Here is a 17519-nt window from a genome sequence, read left to right as displayed (position 1 = left end):
GGATGACTATGCTTGACCGCAAGCTGCAGGCGCAGCTGATCGCAGGCCGCCGGGTCGAAGGCGACCGCCTGGTGCTGGACGACGCGGTGCTGCTGGCCGCGCTCGACGGCAGCCGCCCGCTGACGGCGGGCGAACGCAGCGCGCTGCAGGGCTCGCCGCTGACGACACGCCGCCTGCGCACCCTGGCCGACGCCCGCCGGCTTAAAACCGCGTCGCGCGAATGGCGCGGCAGCGCCGGCATGCTGCGCGCCGCCGACGGCGGCGCGGCGCTCGACACCCTGGTCACGGACGATGGCGCCTGGCGCCTGCATTTCGTCGGGAACCGGGTGATCCTGCAGCTCGACCCGCAAGCGCCGCTGGCCGCCACCCTGCTGCGCGCCGGCCGGCTGCTGCGCGTGCTCGATGGCGCCGGCGCGACGGTCCTCGAGGGCAGGCTGGACAGCGACGGCGAGTGCGAAGGCCCGTGGCCGTTCGCGCAAGCGCCGGCGCAGCATCTGCAGCAGCACGGCGCACGGTTTACCGTGGAGCCGGCGGGGGCCTAGGATGCTGAACCTGTTTACACGGCCGTTCCGCCAGCCCGCCCCCAAGCTCGACGGCCTGGGTGCGGGCTTCATCGCGCTGCCGCTGGCCAAGGGCTGCACGGTGCCGGCCGGGAGCTTCGCCGTGCTGGCGAACAAGGACGGCCATACCCGGCGCCTGAGCGAAGGCGCGCGGGTCGCGATCCTGGACGGGGAAACCGCCTGGTGCGTGCACCCGGGCCCCTACGGCTGCGAGCTGACCCCCTTCGCCGCCGCGCCCGAGATCGGCCTGCGGGTACGCTTTGCCATCGATGCGCCGGACCCGCGCGAAGCGCAGCAGCGCTTCGACCTGTTCCTCGCCAGCGAAGCGGCGCAGCAGGTGGCGCTGGAGGGCTTCGTGATGCTGCTGCAGTCCGCCCTGCAGCGCGAACTGGAGCAGGGCAACCTGAATTTGCCGCCCTGCACCAGCTTCGAAGAGTGGAACGCTTTTCGTACCGGCTTCAACCAGCTGCTGTACACGCGATTCGGCGTGATGGTCGACGACTGCGTGCCGGTCGACCTCGGCGCGTCGCGCGACCTGGCGGCGCTGCTCATGGCACGGCTGGCGTCGCAGCCCGCGCCGGCTGCCGCACATACGGTGCAACAGACGGCGTTCGACCCGGCGCTCGAGGATGCGAAGGCCTTGCGCCGCCTGTTCCTGGAATTGCCTGGCGTGCTGTGCGGCCTGCGGCTGGCGCTGCTGCCGGCCGATTGCGCCGTGTTCCGCCGCCACCAGGACCTGTTGCGCCGGCTCGACCTGGTCAGCCTGTCGGTCGGGACCATGCCGGCGCTCGAACTGGCGGCGCCGGGCCAGCCCCTGGCGCTGGACCAACAGCGGCGGCGCGCCCGCCACAGCCGGCGCGCCGCCGCCGCGCTCGACGAAGCCTGGGCGCTGCTGGCGCGCATAAAGCTGGGCGACGCGGCGCTGGCGGCGGCGCTCTTGGGAGAGGCCGACCGCATCGTCGCCAACCTCGAATGCGATTGCGCGGCGCGCCGCGACATCGCGGGAGAATCGGCATGAACGCGCCCGTTACCGTGCGCAGCATCGCGCCAGATGGCGCGTACTTGACCGTGACGGCCAGCGTGCGCCCGCGCGGCGGCCGCGCCGACGTCAAGTGCAGCGTGCCGGATGCGCCGGCGCTGGCCCGGCGCGTGCAGGAAGTGGTGCGCCTGGCGCGCCACACCGAGCCGCGTTTCGACAGCCGCGACCAGGTGGTGCTCAGCCTCGACCGCGCGCCAATGGAAGGCAGCCGCGACTGGGAACTGGCCTGCGTGCTGGCCGACCGCATGGTGCGCGGGCTGTGGCAGTCGCCGCGCCCGGTGATTGCCAACGGCTGGTCCGACACCTGGCAGCTGGGCCGCATCGACGGCCACGCCCTGGGCCAGGTGCCGCTCGGCGTGCTGGCCGGAGGCGAGGGCGGCCTACCGCATCTCGGCGCCCTGACCGGGCATCCCGATCCGGCCGCCGGCGTGTCGAGCGCGCGCGCCTGGTTCCCGCTGGTTAGCGGCGGCGCCGGCGACAGCCTGTGCTGGGTCGAAGTCAGCGTGCGTCCCGCGCCGCACGAGGGCGAGGAGGAAGCGAGCATCGCGGCCCCCGGCGTCGATGCGGCCCTGCAGGCGCGGGTAGGGGAGGTGCTGGCCGCTTCCCGCCACTTCGATGGCCGCGGCCTTGGGCAATGGCGCACCACGGTGCGCTTCGGCGAAGAGCGCTTCCAGGGCGCTTCCTTCGAGCTGGCCCTGGTCATGGCCGACCGCATGGCGCGCGGGCGCGAGTTCCTGGCGCGCGGCCGGGTGCTGGCCACCGGCCAGTCCACGGCCTGGCATGCGGGGCGGGTCGAGACGGTCGAGGGCGTGCTGCCGAAGTGCGCGCTGCTGGGGCGCGAAGCGGCGCCGGGGGACCGCATCCTGGTGCCGCGGGCCTGGGAAGCGCAGCTGCCGCCGGGCTGGCGCGCGGTGCTGCAGGAGCGCGGAGCCAGCCTGGCTTGCGTCGACAGGATCGGGATCATTTGAATCGCGCCCGGCTGCGCTAGAATCGCCGGGTGATGTTGTGCAGGAAGAAACGGAAACGGAGTCGGATATGTTCCAGATGTTCGGAGTGAAAGGCGCCGGTTGCCCGCGCTGCGAGCGCAAGCAGGGCGGCGACGCGCGCTATTGCGCCGGCTGTGGCCTGATCCTGGGCGCGCCGCGCAATAGCCCGGTGCTGCGCGAGAACCGCTGGGTCGCCGGCCCGGACGAACTGGCCGTGTTCTTCGGCATGCGCGAACTCTCGGGCGTGTTCGTGAAGACCCTGCGCGTGCCGGCCACGGCGCGCGCCTACATCCTGCAGGGCGACAAGGCCACCGAAGTGCCCCAGGGCGAGTACGAGATCGAAGGTTTCTTCACCCGCCTGAACCACCTGCTGCGCGACCAGCACGCCGAAATCCTGGTCACCCGCACCGGCGCGCTGCCGGTCGAGTTCCGTTTCGACGACGTCGCCACTGCCGAGCACCTGGCCGTCAGCGCGCGCCTCACGGTCAGCCTGCGCATCGAGAATGTCCCGGCCTTCGCGCGCCACTTCATGACGCTGCCGGGCACCATCGGCGCCGATCAGCTGCGCGAGCTCCTGGCGGCGCCGGTGCGCCAATTGGCCGAGGAATTCGTCGGTGCGCGCTCGATCCGCGAGATGGTCGGCAACCGGGAGCTGCGCGAGCAGTTCGACGAGCGCCTGCAAGGAGGCCTCAAGCTCCTGCTGCTCGAGTACGGGCTGGCGGCGGTGAAGGTCGACACGGTCGAGCTGCGCCATGATAAATACGACGCCCACCGCGCCCGGGTCGGCAGCCTGTGGCTGGCGGCCGACGAACGCCACGTGCAGATCGAGCATGCCAAGCACCTCGACGAGCTGTACGACGCCGAGGAATGGCAGCGCCTGCGCCGCGCCGAGCAGGCCGCCCGGGTGCGCCAGCGCGAGCGCGAACTGCGCCAGGACGACGCCATCGCGCGCGCCGAGCTGTCGCTGCAGGGCGCCGACCGCGCCCACGCCGTGCGTGCGCGCCAGATCGAGCTGTATGCACGCATCCTGGATGCCGGCTCGCGCAAGCAGGCGCTGGAGCGCGGCGCGGGCGAAGTGCTGCTCGACCTCGAACACGAGCTGGCAAAGAAGAATGCGCGCCGCCTCGACGAGGCCCAGGAATGGCAGCACCTGCGCGCCCTGGCCCAGGTACGCATGCGCAGCGAACTCGGGGTGGCCCAGCAGGATGCCCGGCAGACCCTGGCGATTGCCCGCCAGCGCTTTTCCCAGCAGCTGCTGCAGCAGCAGATCCGCTACAAGCTTGATCAGGCCGCGCTCATCGAAGACGCCGCCCGCCGGCAGGCGGAACTCGTGCGCCTGCGCGCCAGCGAAGAAGACGCGGCGCGCCGTGCCCGCGAGATCGACGAGCAGGAACACCTTGCGCGTCACCAGAGCCTGGTGCTGGCGAATGCCGCGCACCGGCGCGAGGCCGAGCGCCTGCAGGAATGGGAAGACGAGCAGGCGCGCCAGCGCATCGAGTCCACCCGCACCGGGCAGCAACAGGACAAGCTGGCCCGCACCATCGAGCTCGATGCGCGCCAGGCGCGTGCGCTGCAGGACGTGCAGCTCGACGGTGAAGAGCGCCGCCACGCGCTGGAGCTGCGCCGCCTCGAGGCCTTCGCCGCAATGGACGACACGGCCAAGCTGGCCCTGGCCGCGGCACCGAACGCGGCGCTGCTGAACGACTTCATGAAGACCCGCGTTCACGCGAACATGGATGCCGAGCAGCTGGGCGCATTGGCCGGGCTGGCCGAGGCGGGCAAGCTGTCGACCGAGGAAGCGCTGCAGCTGGTGCGCGACGAGCAGGCCCGGCGCGAGCTGGAGGTCGACCGCGACCGCCACCACCAGGTCGCCCTGCTGGCGACCGTGACGGGGGCAAGCCGCCAGTGCGCCCATGGCCACCCTTCGCGCGGGGGCGAGCGCTTCTGCGCCGCATGTGGCGCGGCGATCCCGCATTGATGGCAGCGTGACCGAAGCAATGCAGACTGCCATCGACAAGATCCGCGAGTTGCGTGCCCTGCACGAGGATGGCCTGCTGAGCCGTACCGAATTCGACCTGCGCAAGAATGCGATCCTGGACGCGGCCTATCTGCCCGCCCAGGCGACGGCAGAGGAAGCGGTTGTGCAAGTGGCGCGTCCCGGCACCGAGATCGGCCTGATGGCCGGCCAGGAAGTCGGCCCGCAGAACCGGCGCTACCGGCTCGAGCGCCTGATCGCGCACGGCGGCATGGGGCAGGTGTGGCAGGCGACCGACCTGGCTACCCACGCCGAGCTGGGCCACAGCGCCCAGGTGGCGCTGAAGATCCTGCCGCCGCAGCTGACGCAATCGACCTTGCAGTCCAAACTGCTGATCCAGGAAGCCACCCGCGCGCGCCGCCTGGCGCACGAGCACATCGTGCGCGTCTACGAATGGGCGCAGGATCCGGCCACCGCCAGCTTTTTCCTGATCATGGAGTGCCTGGAGGGCGAGGACCTCGACAGCCTGCTGGCGCGCGAGGGCAAGCTGCCCTTCGAGCGCGTGCTGGCCCTGCTCGAACCGGTGGCCGCCGCCCTCGACTACGCCTGGGACAAGCATGGGCTGGTCCACCGCGACATCAAGCCCGGCAACGTATTCCTGACGAAGCGCGGCGAGGTCAAGCTGCTCGACTTCGGCATCGCGGCGCGCGCGCGCGGCAGTGGCGCGGCGCCGCTGGATGCACCGGCCACCTCCGGCACCCCGGGCTACCGCGCGCCCGAAGCGGGCAGCCAGGGCCAGCCGGCCCCGAGCCTCGACGTCTACGCGGTGTCGATGATGATCTACCGGATGCTCGATGGGGCGCTGCCGCCAGACCCCGGCGTGGCGCCGCAGGCCCTGCAGCCGCACCAGTGGGACGCCCTGCGCGCCGGCTTCGCGCAGGATCCGGCGGCGCGCCCGCCGACTGTGCGCGCATTGCTCGAGAACCTGCGCGATGCGGCGGGGCCATCGGCGGAGGAAATCGCAGCAAAGGAGGCGGCCGAGCGCGCCGAGCAGGAGCGGCGCGAACGCGAGCTGGCGGCACGCCAGCAGGCGGAAGAACAGGCCAGGGCCGCGGCCCGCGCCCTGGTCGAGCGCCAGCGCCGCGAGCAGCAGCGGCGCGAGCGCGCCGAGCAGGAAGAGGCACGCGCGGCGCGCAAGGAAGCGCTGCGCCAGCAACTGCTCGCCAAGCGGGAGGAAGAAGCCGCCAAGGCGCGCCTGGCGCAGGAAGAAGCCCAGCGCAAGGCGGCCCAGGCCAAGGCCGCCGCAGCCTACCTGGCGGAGCAGAAGCGCGCACGCGAACTGCAGGCGGCGCGCACGGCCGGCGAATTGCAGCGCTTGACACCGACCCCCGCCAGCCCGGTGGCCGACGGCGACGGTGTACTGTGCGACCCTTTCCTGGAGGGCGCCGGCAGCGGGCCCTCGCTGGTCCTGGTCCCGACCGGCCGCTTCCAGATGGGTTCCCACGAACACGAGCGCAAGATCGCGATGGCGGCCGGCGCGCAGCAGCGCTGGCTGGAGCGCGAAACGCCGCAGCGCTGGGTCGGCATCGAACGGCCCTTCGCGCTGGGACGCTATCCCGTCACGGTGGGCGAATGGCGCGTGTTCGTGGAGGCGACCGGCTGGGAGCCCCAGGGCGACGTGGACTGGCTGGCGCCGGGCTTCACGCAGACCGATGCGCACCCGGTGGTGGGCGTCACCTGGCACGACGCCCAATGCTATCTGGAATGGCTGTCGCACGCCACCGGCCAGCGCTACCGCCTGCCGAGCGAAGCGGAGTGGGAGTATTGCTGCCGCGCCGGCACCCGCACTGCCTTCAGTTTCGGCGACACCATCGGTCCCGACCAGGCCAACTACGACGGCAGCTTCACCTACAACGGCGGCGCGCGCGGCGCCTGCCGCCACGGCACCACCCCATGCGGCATGTTCCCCGCCAATCCCTGGGGCCTGTACGACATGCACGGCAACGTGTGGGAATGGGTGCAGGACGTCGTCCACGACAACTACATCGGTGCGCCGCTCGACGGCAGCGCATGGGAAGCGGGCGGCGACGGGGCGCGCCGCATCCTGCGCGGCGGCTCCTGGCTGTACGCGCCGCGCTACCTGCGTTCGGCGCTGCGCAACGGTTTCTCCAGCGTGCTGTCGAACGACATCGTGGGCTTTCGCGTGCTGCGCGAGCTGGCCTAGACCCATCCTTCGGCCTGCCTGCAGGCGTGGGCGGATGGTGTACAGTAGGCGTATCGTTCACATCGGAGGAGTGTCATGGCCATTGCCCACCTGTTCAAATCGCATGACAAGGACCTTGGCGGCGGCTTCAAGGTCCGGCGCATCCTGCCCGCTGCCGCGCGCCAGTCGGTCGGTCCCTTCCTGTTCTTCGACCACATGGGGCCGGTGGAAGCCGAGCCCGGCGCGCGCCACGATGTGCGTCCGCACCCGCACATCGGGCTGGCCACCGTCACTTACCTGTTCGAGGGCGCCATCATGCACCGCGACAGCCTGGGCACCGAGCAGCGCATCGAGCCCGGCGCGATCAACTGGATGACGGCCGGCAGCGGCATCGTCCACTCCGAGCGCACCCCGGAAGATTTGCTGGACCGGGTGCGCCGCACCCACGGCCTGCAGCTGTGGGCGGCGCTGCCGCGCGAGCACGAGGAAGCGCCGGCCGCCTTCTCGCACACCCCGGCGGACCAGATTCCCGAAGTCGAGTTCGAAGGCGCCACGGTGCGGGTGCTGGTGGGCACGGCCTTTGGGCGCACGTCGCCGGTGCCGACCTTCAGCACCACGCTGTACCTGGACGTGCAGCTGGCGCCGGGCGCGTCCATCGACCTCGGCGGCCTGCCGGAGGAGAGCGCCGTGTACGCCCCGATGGGCGCCATCGAGGTCGACGGCGAAGCGATTCCGGCCAACACGATGGCGATGGTGGACCCGGGCCTGCCGGTGCGGGTCTCGTCCAGTACCGGCGCGCGCTTCGTGCTGATCGGCGGCGAGCCGCTGGACGGACGCCGCTACATCTTCTGGAATTTCGTATCGTCCAGCCGCGAGCGCATCGAGCAGGCGGCGCGCGACTGGGAAGCGAATGCCTTCGTGGCGGTGCCGGGGGATGAGGAGCGTATTCCGCTGCCGGCGTGGCCGGCGGCGTGGCGGCACGATGGGCCGCGCGATTGAATGTGCCTTACATAAGCCTCAAGCTGTCCCGGAAGCAACGGTAGATAGACTGAGGCATTCGAACGTTCGCGAGCGGCCAGGAGCGAAATATTGACGCAGTGCACGGCGTCCATGAGTTGCGGACGCGCTACCAGGGATCACCTCGCCAAACACCGTTGGCGAGTTTTTGAATCGGCATAACGACCGCTCAAAGCAGGAGCGGTCCTTGCACAAGTCCTCCACGGCGGCCTTGCATCGTCTTGCCGTACATTCTTACTGTCTTGGAGCAAACGCCCTCGCCACGAAGGTCTGGTGGGCGTTCTTACGTCGTCTTCCGCGTAGTGGCGCTCGTTCTCCTTTTTGATCGACGCAACTTCAACTCGGACTTCACCTGCTCGAGGCCTTGGCGAAAACCCCTTTCTTTTTCGGCGGGCAACTCGACTTTCTCCTTGATGTAGATCTGGCGCTGCGTAACGTTTAGTGTATGTTTGTTGAGTGTCGTTGTCCTCGCATTGCCAGCCATTGTTATCCAAAAGTAAATAGTGTATCCAACCGGCACGAGTGCCATAAGTGGCACAAGCCAGATCTTTGCGTCCATCACAGATTGCTGGATATTGTGAATGCCAAGCATTTCGGCGATAAAATTTGCAACGCCGGCTTTCGCAGCGATCAACGCCAGGGTCGAGAGGCCGACGACGACAAAAATCATGTTGAGGAAATGGCCCAGGTGGTCATTTACCTTACTAGGTGAAAAGACGACCTGCAAATTATCGGAAATGGGGCCGGCCGGTTTTGCAAGGTTGCCGGCTTCGGATTCGGCTGAACATTCTGCGATCACCGTACGGAACATCGGAAACAAGACTTCCTGCTCGAGCACGTCCACATGAAGTTCCCAGTTATGTTGCCAAAACTTTCCACCCAGATTCACATACTGCCACGCTTTGGTCACGATAAAGCCCACGCAGCTGAGAGTTTCAAGCATGAACAAGATCGGATACGTCATCAGCCGGCCATCCTTGATGGAGTTTGCAACGATCAGGCCGATCGCACCGAGTACAACCGCCGCAATTGCCCAAAAATACGTAGCACGCTTCCAATAAAGTTCAATTTCAAACTTCCGGGTATCCAGTGCAACTTCGTAAGCCTTTGCTAGCTTGCTTTCTTTCTCATACTTTTCCGTTTTGGACTTCATGTTTTCCAGGTACGGAATATGGATATGTCCTTCAGTGATTGGTCCTTGTTCGGGCTCGCGTATCTTGAAAGGGCTTTGCCATACCCAATTACGTTGCGTCATGCAGGTTCTCCCTATTTATTCCAACGAAACGGCGCAGGCGCCGGGACGACAGGAGTATAAAGGAAGTTTTTTTAGTTGCAATAAGTTAAGGCAAGTGTGGATTTTGGATATATTCACGAACTAGGCATGGCGAAACGGGCGATGGCGTATCTTGTTTGGCTTAGAAAGTCGGCAGCCCAAATTTTCTGCGAACACGGCTTTACACGTTGATTCCTAGGCATTGCTATGTCCGTATCGGATCAGACATGACGTACAACGCTATTGCGCGCTACTAAAGGGCCTGTTTTGGCAGGTAGACGAATGCCATGGCGACTGCAATTGACGCTTCTTCGAGCGTCCTTGCCAGCCGCTCTGCAGCCTCAGGCGAGCAGCACGATCCGATAGGCACAACGCCGCCCGCCGGCCAGCTGGTGCTCGACCCTTTCGACCCGCACGTCCGGCCCCAGCACGCGCCTGAACACGTCCAGCTCCGAGCGGCAGAAGTTCTGGCAGGCACGCGCCGCGGCGCAGATCGGGCAGTGGTTCTCGACCAGCAGCACGCTGCCGTCGTCGCCGACCTGCGCCTCCGCCATGTAGCCTTCCGCCTCGCGCAGCACGGCCAGCGACGCGGCCCGCTGCGCCAGTGGCGCAGCCGGATCGACTGCGGCGCGGTAGGCGCCCTCGCTGGCGGCCTCGCGCGCATCGATCAGGCGGTCGATGGCGGCTTCGCCGAACAGGTTCCGCACCTGCCCGATGAGGTCGACCGTCAGCGCGGCGTGGCGGTCGGGGAATCGCGCGTGTCCCAGTTCGGTGAGCTGCCACAGCCGCACCGGGCGGCCCACCTTGCCCGGCTGGTCGACGTAGGCGACCAGGCCCTTTTCCTCGGCCGCTTCGAGCTGGCGGCGCACGCCCATCGAGGTCAGGTGCAGGATCGCGGCCAGTGCCTGGGCGGTCTGCGGCCCGCGGGTCTTCAGCAGCAGCAAGGTTTGTTCGGACGTGTTCATGCGAATTCCTGGTGGGTTGGGATGGCCTGGCGGCTCCAGCGCCGCATCGAGAACGCCGCCAGGGCCGCCAGCAGGCCGCCCGCGACCAGCACCAGGCGGGTGTCGATCAATGCGAGCAGACCGCCGCCGAGCGCCACGACGATATGGGCCACGCAGAAGGTCGTCGACAGCAGGCCCATGACGACGCCCTGGCCATGCTGCGCGAAACTGTCGGCCGCCCAGGCCTGCAGCGTCGCATTATAAAAGGCGTGCGGCAAGCCGAACAGGACGATGGCCGCCATGCCGACCCACAGGTTTCCCAGCCCGACGCACAGCACCGCCAGCGCCACCGCGCCGGCCAGGCCGCCGACACGCAGGCGCGCGTCACCCGGGTAGGCGCGACCCGCGAACAGCGCCGCGCAGGTCATCACGCCGCACATGGCCATGTTCACAAGGGCGATGCCTTTCGCATCGTAACTTCCCGTTTCGACCAGCCAGAGCGGGAAGAACTCATAGAAGCCGGCCACGCCGCAGCAATAGGCGAGGTGGATCAGGAACAGCGTATGCAGCGGCGCGTGGCGCAGCAGGGTGAAGGCATGGCGCTCGCGTGCCAGCGACCACCAGTTGGCCCGGGCGGGCGGCGCCGACTGCGGCGCCAGCACCAGCATCGACAGCGCCGCACCCAGCAGCAGGCCGGCGGCGGCGATGCAGAAAGGGAGCGTGATGCTGTAGCCGGCGCTGAGTCCCGACAGCAGCGGCCCGGCGAGCCAGCCCAGGTGGAAGGCGCCGTTCAGCCAGGAGAGGGCATGGTTGCGTAAAGGCCCGTCGAGGCGCTCGGCCAGCAGCGCGCGCAGGATTGCGCCGTTCCCCTCCAGAACGCCGGTGGCGAAGCGCGCCGCGATCAGCAAGGGATAGGATTGCGCCAGCAGCGCATAGGCCGTCAGCAGGTGGCCCGCAGCGGCGCCGAGCGTGGTCAGGAGCAGGATGCGGCGCCGGCCGAGCGCATCCGACAATGAGCCGAGCACGGCGCTTCCGATCAGCATGCCGAGCGGGTTGAGCATCAGGGCAAACCCGAACAGCAGCGTGGGCGGCAGGCCGAGAAAGCCGTTCAGCGCGTTCGGCGCCGCGCCGGCAAACAGCGGCGGCAGCAGGGGATAGGCCAGCGATGCGCCGATTGTCGACAACAGGGCAAGCAGGCAAGCGCTGCCGATGAGCAAGCGGTGTTTCATACGGCTCCTGGCACGGGATGGTTGCCAGGAGTGTAAGAGAGCTCAGCATTTAAGTAAACTAAAAGGTTTATTTATTCGCCGTCGGACTGGTCGGAGCCTGCGGTTCGGCGCGCCGGGTCGGACGCATGTCGCTGTCGCCGCTGCGGGTCTTGCTGTCGCTGCTGCCGCCCTGGCCGGCGGCGCCGGCGGCCGTGCCGGGGTCGGCCAGTGCCATGCGCAGCTCGGCCGTGCGCGGGTTGGGGACCTGGCCCGCCACCACGTCGCGCGCCGTTACCGGCCTGCGGTAGTAGGCGCTCGTCTCGGCGGCATCGAAGCGGATGTCGGTGAGGGCGATGACGGCGCCGCCGAACAGGCCCTCGGTATCGGACCAGGCGGTGATGTCGCCCCAGCCGAGCGAGCCTTCGCCGCGCTTCGACCATTCCACGACCGTGAGGCCGGCTTCGGCATTCAACGAGAACTTATTGTCCTGCATGAAGCCGTTGAGCGCCTTCTGGTCGTTGAGGATGAAGGCCATGCCGCCGCCCTCGGCCCCCAGTTGCGCGCCAACAGTGAGCCCTGCCATGTTGTAGAAGGACGGCGTACTCCAGCCGTCGGCGCGGCGGACCAGCAGCACGCCGGCGCCGCCGCGCGCCCCAACGCCGACCGCGACGCGCACCGAATCAGGTATCACGAACACGCCCTTGGCCTTGGCCAGCTGCGCCGCGACCTCGGGCTTGCGCTCCATCTGGTGCAGCACGGCGATGGCGCGGTTGAGGTGGGTGGTGGCGTCCGAGGCGTCGCTGCCTTCCTGGACCACGCCGGGCTGGCCGCTCGTCGGGTTGGTGCGCTGCTGCACTGTGGACGGGCCGGTGCGTTCCTGCGCGGCCACCGGCTTGGCAGTCTGGCGCCCGCCTTGCGGGTTGTTCGTCTGCGACGCTGTCTGGGCGCTGGCGCCGAGGGAAGTAGCGGCGGCCAGCAGGACGAGGGCGGCGCCGCGGACATGGATCAGGGTGTTGTTTTTCATGGGTATGCTCGCGAATCGATGGATGCCCCTAGCGTAGCCGGATGCCGCGCGCGGCGGCGCAGGCTTGCAGGCTGGAGGGAGATTGTCGCGAGGCTACAGGGCGCAGCGCCGTTTGCGGCGGGCGTAAACTGGTGCTCCCGTACGGTTTTCTCTGAACGCCATTGAGAGGACGCGCCATGAAAATTCCAGAACATCTGAAGATCCCGGTCATCGTCTTCGCGCTGCAGGCGGCGCTGCTGGCCGGTACCTCGCTGGTCTTCCTGCTCCTGCGCCCGCACGGCGCTTGAGCCGCGGCTCAGCTGCCGAGCCAGGCAGCGGGCTGTGCACGCCGGCGCTCGCCGGCGCGGAGCGTCTGCGCGCGCATTTCCTGGGCTCGCTCAGGATAGGGGCGGGCCGTGAAGCGCAGCTGCCGGCCCATGCCGGACAATCGCTCCAGGCTGGCGCCCGGCGTGAGCGGCGTCTCCACGCCCGTGAGCTGGTCGCGGTGCCAGAAGCCACCGTCGCGGTGGAACAGCAGCGGCATGCCGGCGGCGCGCGGCGCCGCCAGGAGCTCGCGCCGGCCCGGATCGGTGTCGGGAGCGAGGACGCAGAAGGCTTCCGCCTGCGCGCCCGCGTCGACGCGGTGCAGGATCACGCCGTGCGGCAGCAGGGCGCTCACTTCCAGTTCGACCACACCGCGGATGCTGGCGGTGAGCGCAATGCGCATGCCGAGCCGCAGCGGCGCCGGCGTGTGCTTGCCCGGCCAGACGCCGTCGAGCAGCAGGCCGTAGCGCGACACGTCCTCGATCTCGAAGCCATGCCGGCCCTGGCGGATGAGCGCATGGCGGCCGGACAGGCGGCGCGTCAGGCCGCCGCGCTCCTCGCCGTGTTCGCCGTAGTGCATCAAGAGCAGGTCGGCTTCCGGATCGATCTCTTCGAAACGCCCGAGCACGCATTCGTCGAGCGCGAACAGGCGCAGGTGGCGTTGCGCGCTCGAATCCGGTTCCGCGTGCACCAGGCAGGCGGTGCCGGCCGGGCAGGGATGGCCGGCCGCCTGCACCGGAACGTCGATCTCGATCAGGTCTTCGTCCCAGGCGATGGTGGACCAGCCCAGGTCGACCTTCCCGCCGCCGTCGCGCGGATCGCGGATGTCCAGCTGGGCGATCGAGCCGTCGCGGGCCGTGACGTCGATGTCGATGCTGCCGCCGCCCGGGGCCTGCACCCGTGCGATGCCGGCGTCGTCGGCGGTCACGCGCACGTTCTTGTGGGTGGCCAGGAAGGTCTGGTGGATCTCGCCCAGGCTGGCATCCATGCGCGGCACCAGGATCACCGGCGAGCAGGTCCAGGTGCGCGCCGCTCCGGGGAGCGAGGGGTGGCGGCTGTGCAGCTCGATGTCGATGCGGTACTGGCCGTGCTCCAGGCCGCGCGAGGAGAATTCCAGGAACACCGGGCGCCAGTCGCCGCGCGAAGTGCGCTGGAAGACATAGCTTTCGCCTTCGCGCAGGCGCAGGCCGGAACGGACCAGCATGCGCAGCTCGGCCGCGCAATCCATCGGCATGCCGCGCAGTTCCAGCTTGATGGCCTGGCGCCCGCCGGCCGCGCGCGGGTCGAAACCGCTGATGTGCAGTTGCGGGCGGCCAAGGCCGGCGCTGAGGGGCGTTGCGCTCGCCTCAGGGACGCGCTGGGCGCGCAGCGCGCTGATCGCCTCGAAGCTCGCGGGCAGGCCGCCGCCGGAAGCGGCGCCATCGGAAGCCGGCTGGGCGTGCCCGTGCGCGCACAGCTGCTCGCCGGGCATGACCCAGACGGTGCAGTGCGGATGCTCGGGATTGCGGCAGCGGTTCATGGGACGAGGGCGGACTCGATCGTGATCGACAACATTGCTAGCTTACGCCCTTTTACTGCCCAGCGGCGCGCCGCATTCATTGATTAGCAACATTATTTTCTGTTGGGAATTTTTCAATCCCGTGCATCGTCCGGCAGGGCGGTTTCGTCCGCGTGGCTGCCGGCCTGCATCGGCAGGGGACGCAGCACCAGCGCGGTCAGGTTGTCGGGGTGCAGGCCCTCGGGCGGGGCGCTTTCCATCGCGCCGAACAGGCGGCCGACCATGGCCGCGGCGTCGGGCGCGCCGGCCAGCAGGTGCGGCCATCGGTCCACGAAGCGGTCGGGCGCGGCGCAGGACCAGAAGCCGTCGGTGGCCAGCAGGTAGCAGGCGTCCTCGCGCAGGCGCAGCACGCGGCGGTCCGGCAGGGCGCACAGCCAGGACGGCAGGTTCAACGGGCTCAGTTCGAACAGCGGGTTCGAGAGCTGCGACGGTTTGCTGAAGGCATTGCCGAGGATGAAGGCTTGCGCGATCTGCGGCGCGTGCGCGCCATGCACCTGGCGGCGCCAGGACCCCTCGTCGATGCGACCGGCTAGCGCCGCTGCGGTGGCGGGCACGTGGTCGACGGTGAGCGGCACGGCGCGCTCCGGGCCGATCTCGTACAGGCGCGAGTCGCCCACATGGTAGAGCAGGGGCGCGGAAGCTGCCGGCAGTTCCAGCATCGTCAGGGTGGTGCCGGGGCGGGGGCCGCTGTCGACGGCGAAATGGCGCTGCAGTTCGGCGTGCAAGGCGTCCAGGTGGCGCGCCAGTTCGGCCGGCGTGTGGCAGGCCGGAATCGTGAGCAGGCCGGCGGCGACCGCCTCCGCGGCTTCGCGCCCATGGCCGTGTCCGCCCATCCCATCGAGCACCGCCACCCGGCCGTGGCCCGCGGGCCAGGCCCCGACCTGCGCCTGTTGCGGCGCCTGGCCGAGCAGGTAATGGGCCTGGCCGGCGCCATCGATGACGACGAAATTGTCCTGGTTCTCGGGGCGCTGCACCGGGCCGCTGCCGCGGCGGCTGGCCACGGCCACGTCGTAGCGCGGCGCAAAATCGAAGGCGGACAAGATGTCGGATGAGGGCATGAGGCGGATCGGCTAGGCAATCCCGCTACTTTACACCTGAACAAGCTCCTTTCATGCCGCGATTAGAGCGGGTTTTTCCTGCTTCCCGTGACGAGGACCAGCGCATTGGCCAGCACGCAGGCCCCGGCGGCGCCCAGGGCCGCGCGCACGCCCCATCGTTCGGCCACCTGGCCCCAGAACAGGCTGCCCGCCACGTAGCCGCCCGACATGACGAACAGGTAGATCGACAGGGTGCGGGCGCGGATCTCGGCCGGGAAGGACAGCTGGGCCGCGGCGTTCAGGGTCGATACCGTGGCCGACCAGGCCATGCCGCCGCACAGGATCGAGGGCACCAGCAGCAACAGCGAGCGGCTCGCGGCCATGGCCAGCAGCATGCCGCCGTAGACCAGCATGGCGCCGGCCAGCACGCCGGTCTTGTCGACCCGGGCACGCAGCTGCGGCAGGAAGAAGGCGGCCAGTACTGCGCCGCCGCCCAGGCAGCCCATCAGGGTGCCGTAGGTGCTGGACTGCATGCGCAGCACCTCGCGCACGTAGACCGGCAACAGGCTGGCGAAAGCGATGGTCGAGAAGAACACGGTGCAGACGTTGCGCAGGATGCGGCGGTAGCGCGCGCAACCGAAGGCGGTCCGGACGCCCGACACGAAGCGCGCGCGGAAGCCCTCGGCCGCCTGCGGCTGCGGCCCGCCTTCGCGCCACCAGCTCCAGTACACGCCGAGCAGGCCGGCGAAGGACAGGGCATTGGCCAGGAACAGCGCGCCCGGTCCGATCCAGCCGAACAGAACGCCGCCCACGGCCGGGCCGATGATGGCCGACAGGTTGTAGGATAGGTTGTTGAGGGTGGCCGCAGCCTCCACTTCATCCGGCTCGACCAGGCCGGACATGGCGGCCTGCCAGGCCGGCCAGATGAAAGCGGTGCCGATGCCGATGCAAAAGGTCAGCAGCAGCACTGGCGTGGCGGCCACCAGTCCGGTGCCCGCCAGGAGCGCCATGATGGCGGCGCACAGCGCCATGTACAGGTTACAGTAGAACAGGAACTTGGGCCGGTGCACGGCGTCCGCCACCACTCCCGCCAGCAGGGCGAACACGAACACCGGCACATAGGTCGCGGTTTGCACCAGCGAGGTGATCGAGGCCGAGCTCGAGATCGAGGCCACCAGCCAGGCCGACGCGAAGGTCTGGATCCAGGTGCCCATGTTCGAGACCATGTTGGCGAGCCAGAGATTGCGGTAGCGCGGGTGGCGCAGCGGCCGGGTCAGCGGCACCTTGCGGCGGCCGGCCGGGGCGGGCGACAGGCCGTGGGCGAGGCTCGCGCCGATGGAGGAAGAAGACGGGGAGCTCGGGTCTGGCATGGTCTGGCCAGTGTAGGTGGCTTCGCTACCTACGGTCAATTAAATTGCCGTACGGAAAGTGTTTTCTGTGATATTGTGGCATTCCCAAAACACCTTTGCCGCGAAACCCATGTTGATCCGACCGCTAGTGTCCACGGACATCCCCGCCGTGGCGGCGTTGTTGCGCGAGCTGGCGCGCGAATACATCGTGCACGAATCGCCGCCCGAGGGCGCAGCGACCTTCCTTGCCGAGAACAACGAGATGGGCGTGCGCGGCTTCCTGGCGCGCGGCCACATCTATCACGTGGCGCTCATCGACGGCCAATTGGCCGGTTTCGTCGCGGTGCGCGACCGCAGCCATTTGTTCCACCTGTTCGTCGGCAAGCGCTGGCACCGGTGCGGCGTGGCGCGCGCACTGTGGGAAGCGGCGCGCGAGGCGGCGATCGCGGCGGGCGGCGACGGCAGCTTCACGGTGAACTCCTCGAATTTCGCGGTGCCGGTGTACGAGGCCTTCGGCTTCGTGCGCGTCGGGCCGACCCAGTGCGCCAAGGGCCTGTACTTCAACCCGATGCGGCTTGGCGGCTCAGAAGACCACTGAATGCTCGTCGGCGCGGCGCAGCCACAGGCTGCTGGCCCAGCCATCGTGGCGGCGGCCATCCACCACGGCGCTGACCTGCCACCAGTCGCCCCGGCGCTGGCCGGTTGCCGTCACCCGCGCGCCGGCCGGCACCACGGCCAGGCGGCGCGCGTTGATGCCGGTATGCTCGCGCAGGTTGAGGTGGTCGCGCACGCGGTACTGCGCACCCGCCACCGGCGCCTCGGACACGGGCAGCGCCGCCAGCGTGGCCGCGCGCGGATCCGCCTCCGGCTTGACGAGCGCATGCAGCAATCCCCCCAGCAGAGCGGTGCCGCACACCAGCACCGCCAGGGCGCGTGCGTTCGCACGGCGCCACCAGGCGCGCGGGGTCAGCCAGGCGGCCAGGCACAGCGTCAGCAGCAGGCCGGCGCAATAGGCGGCGATGACGGTCGCGGACGGCATGGCT

At 69.0% G+C, this 17519-nt stretch carries 15 protein-coding genes; 7 read left to right on the top strand and 8 right to left on the bottom strand.

Going from position 1 to position 17519, the window contains the following annotated elements:
• The first annotated feature begins 2 nt into the window (after positions 1-2).
• The 6 genes from ACK6C6_RS12530 (at position 3) to ACK6C6_RS12505 (ending at position 7762) form a co-directional block, all read left to right on the top strand.
• On the top strand, positions 3-542 hold the full coding sequence (locus ACK6C6_RS12530) for a hypothetical protein (RefSeq protein WP_409267587.1): 540 nt from the start codon (positions 3-5) through the stop codon (positions 540-542).
• A 1-nt stretch (position 543) separates the two neighbouring features.
• Positions 544-1578, top strand: coding sequence for a hypothetical protein (locus tag ACK6C6_RS12525; protein WP_409267586.1), 1035 nt, complete (start codon positions 544-546; stop codon positions 1576-1578).
• Positions 1575-2567, top strand: coding sequence for a hypothetical protein (locus ACK6C6_RS12520; protein ID WP_409267585.1), 993 nt, complete (start codon positions 1575-1577; stop codon positions 2565-2567). The genes ACK6C6_RS12525 and ACK6C6_RS12520 overlap by 4 nt, the downstream gene beginning before the upstream one ends.
• 67 nt (positions 2568-2634) lie before the next feature.
• Positions 2635-4563: a hypothetical protein gene (locus ACK6C6_RS12515; protein WP_409267584.1), complete on the top strand. Its 1929-nt coding sequence runs from the start codon at positions 2635-2637 to the stop codon at positions 4561-4563.
• Between the two features lie 19 nt (positions 4564-4582).
• On the top strand, positions 4583-6784 hold the full coding sequence (locus tag ACK6C6_RS12510) for a bifunctional serine/threonine-protein kinase/formylglycine-generating enzyme family protein (protein WP_409268279.1): 2202 nt from the start codon (positions 4583-4585) through the stop codon (positions 6782-6784).
• A 75-nt stretch (positions 6785-6859) separates the two neighbouring features.
• Positions 6860-7762, top strand: a complete 903-nt coding sequence (locus ACK6C6_RS12505) for a pirin family protein (protein WP_409267583.1) — start codon at positions 6860-6862, stop codon at positions 7760-7762.
• Between the two features lie 301 nt (positions 7763-8063).
• On the opposite strand, the gene ACK6C6_RS12500 is transcribed toward ACK6C6_RS12505, so the two are convergent.
• The 7 genes from ACK6C6_RS12500 to ACK6C6_RS12470 all read right to left on the bottom strand — a co-directional run bounded on the left by ACK6C6_RS12500 (position 8064) and on the right by ACK6C6_RS12470 (position 16497).
• The gene (locus ACK6C6_RS12500; RefSeq protein WP_409267582.1) at positions 8064-9035 is read right to left on the bottom strand and encodes a hypothetical protein; all 972 of its coding nucleotides are present in this window, start codon (positions 9033-9035) and stop codon (positions 8064-8066) included.
• A 359-nt stretch (positions 9036-9394) separates the two neighbouring features.
• A complete protein-coding gene (locus ACK6C6_RS12495; protein WP_409267581.1) occupies positions 9395-10018 on the bottom strand; it encodes a helix-turn-helix transcriptional regulator in 624 nt (207 codons plus the stop codon).
• On the bottom strand, positions 10015-11226 hold the full coding sequence (locus tag ACK6C6_RS12490; protein ID WP_409267580.1) for an MFS transporter: 1212 nt from the start codon (positions 11224-11226) through the stop codon (positions 10015-10017). Before ACK6C6_RS12490 ends, ACK6C6_RS12495 begins: the two co-directional genes overlap by 4 nt.
• 67 nt (positions 11227-11293) lie before the next feature.
• A complete protein-coding gene (locus ACK6C6_RS12485; protein WP_409267579.1) occupies positions 11294-12229 on the bottom strand; it encodes a lipid-binding SYLF domain-containing protein in 936 nt (311 codons plus the stop codon).
• A 295-nt stretch (positions 12230-12524) separates the two neighbouring features.
• Entirely contained in the window at positions 12525-14051 is a 1527-nt protein-coding gene (locus tag ACK6C6_RS12480; protein WP_409267578.1) for an FHA domain-containing protein, read from the bottom strand.
• 113 nt (positions 14052-14164) lie between these two features.
• Positions 14165-15148, bottom strand: a complete 984-nt coding sequence (locus tag ACK6C6_RS12475; protein ID WP_409267577.1) for a PP2C family protein-serine/threonine phosphatase — start codon at positions 15146-15148, stop codon at positions 14165-14167.
• 62 nt (positions 15149-15210) lie between these two features.
• Entirely contained in the window at positions 15211-16497 is a 1287-nt protein-coding gene (locus ACK6C6_RS12470; RefSeq protein WP_409267576.1) for an MFS transporter, read from the bottom strand.
• A 127-nt stretch (positions 16498-16624) separates the two neighbouring features.
• Between ACK6C6_RS12470 and ACK6C6_RS12465 the strand changes: the two genes are divergently transcribed.
• Positions 16625-17074, top strand: a complete 450-nt coding sequence (locus ACK6C6_RS12465) for a GNAT family N-acetyltransferase (protein WP_409267575.1) — start codon at positions 16625-16627, stop codon at positions 17072-17074.
• On the opposite strand, the gene ACK6C6_RS12460 is transcribed toward ACK6C6_RS12465, so the two are convergent.
• Positions 17060-17515 carry an SH3 domain-containing protein gene (locus ACK6C6_RS12460; protein ID WP_209586885.1) on the bottom strand — a complete coding sequence of 152 codons (456 nt, stop codon included), beginning with the start codon at positions 17513-17515 and terminating at the stop codon, positions 17060-17062. The two genes, ACK6C6_RS12465 and ACK6C6_RS12460, sit on opposite strands and share 15 nt — an antisense overlap.
• Positions 17516-17519 lie beyond the last annotated feature (4 nt).

Origin of the sequence: Massilia sp. BHUDP2 (assembly GCF_046236355.1) — a bacterium.
GTDB classification, from domain to species: Bacteria; Pseudomonadota; Gammaproteobacteria; order Burkholderiales; family Burkholderiaceae_D; genus Telluria; species Telluria varians.
This window is presented reverse-complemented; position numbering and strand designations above follow the sequence as displayed.

Bases quoted from the DNA above. Each gene is read 5' to 3' on its own strand.
- ACK6C6_RS12530 (WP_409267587.1), top strand. From the start codon at position 3: ATGACTATGCTTGACCGCAAGCTGCAGGCGCAGCTGATCGCAGGCCGC.
- ACK6C6_RS12525 (WP_409267586.1), top strand. From the start codon at position 544: ATGCTGAACCTGTTTACACGGCCGTTCCGCCAGCCCGCCCCCAAGCTC.
- ACK6C6_RS12520 (WP_409267585.1), top strand. From the start codon at position 1,575: ATGAACGCGCCCGTTACCGTGCGCAGCATCGCGCCAGATGGCGCGTAC.
- ACK6C6_RS12515 (WP_409267584.1), top strand. From the start codon at position 2,635: ATGTTCCAGATGTTCGGAGTGAAAGGCGCCGGTTGCCCGCGCTGCGAG.
- ACK6C6_RS12510 (WP_409268279.1), top strand. From the start codon at position 4,583: ATGCAGACTGCCATCGACAAGATCCGCGAGTTGCGTGCCCTGCACGAG.
- ACK6C6_RS12505 (WP_409267583.1), top strand. From the start codon at position 6,860: ATGGCCATTGCCCACCTGTTCAAATCGCATGACAAGGACCTTGGCGGC.
- ACK6C6_RS12500 (WP_409267582.1), bottom strand. From the start codon at position 9,035: ATGACGCAACGTAATTGGGTATGGCAAAGCCCTTTCAAGATACGCGAG.
- ACK6C6_RS12495 (WP_409267581.1), bottom strand. From the start codon at position 10,018: ATGAACACGTCCGAACAAACCTTGCTGCTGCTGAAGACCCGCGGGCCG.
- ACK6C6_RS12490 (WP_409267580.1), bottom strand. From the start codon at position 11,226: ATGAAACACCGCTTGCTCATCGGCAGCGCTTGCCTGCTTGCCCTGTTG.
- ACK6C6_RS12485 (WP_409267579.1), bottom strand. From the start codon at position 12,229: ATGAAAAACAACACCCTGATCCATGTCCGCGGCGCCGCCCTCGTCCTG.
- ACK6C6_RS12480 (WP_409267578.1), bottom strand. From the start codon at position 14,051: ATGAACCGCTGCCGCAATCCCGAGCATCCGCACTGCACCGTCTGGGTC.
- ACK6C6_RS12475 (WP_409267577.1), bottom strand. From the start codon at position 15,148: ATGCCCTCATCCGACATCTTGTCCGCCTTCGATTTTGCGCCGCGCTAC.
- ACK6C6_RS12470 (WP_409267576.1), bottom strand. From the start codon at position 16,497: ATGCCAGACCCGAGCTCCCCGTCTTCTTCCTCCATCGGCGCGAGCCTC.
- ACK6C6_RS12460 (WP_209586885.1), bottom strand. From the start codon at position 17,515: ATGCCGTCCGCGACCGTCATCGCCGCCTATTGCGCCGGCCTGCTGCTG.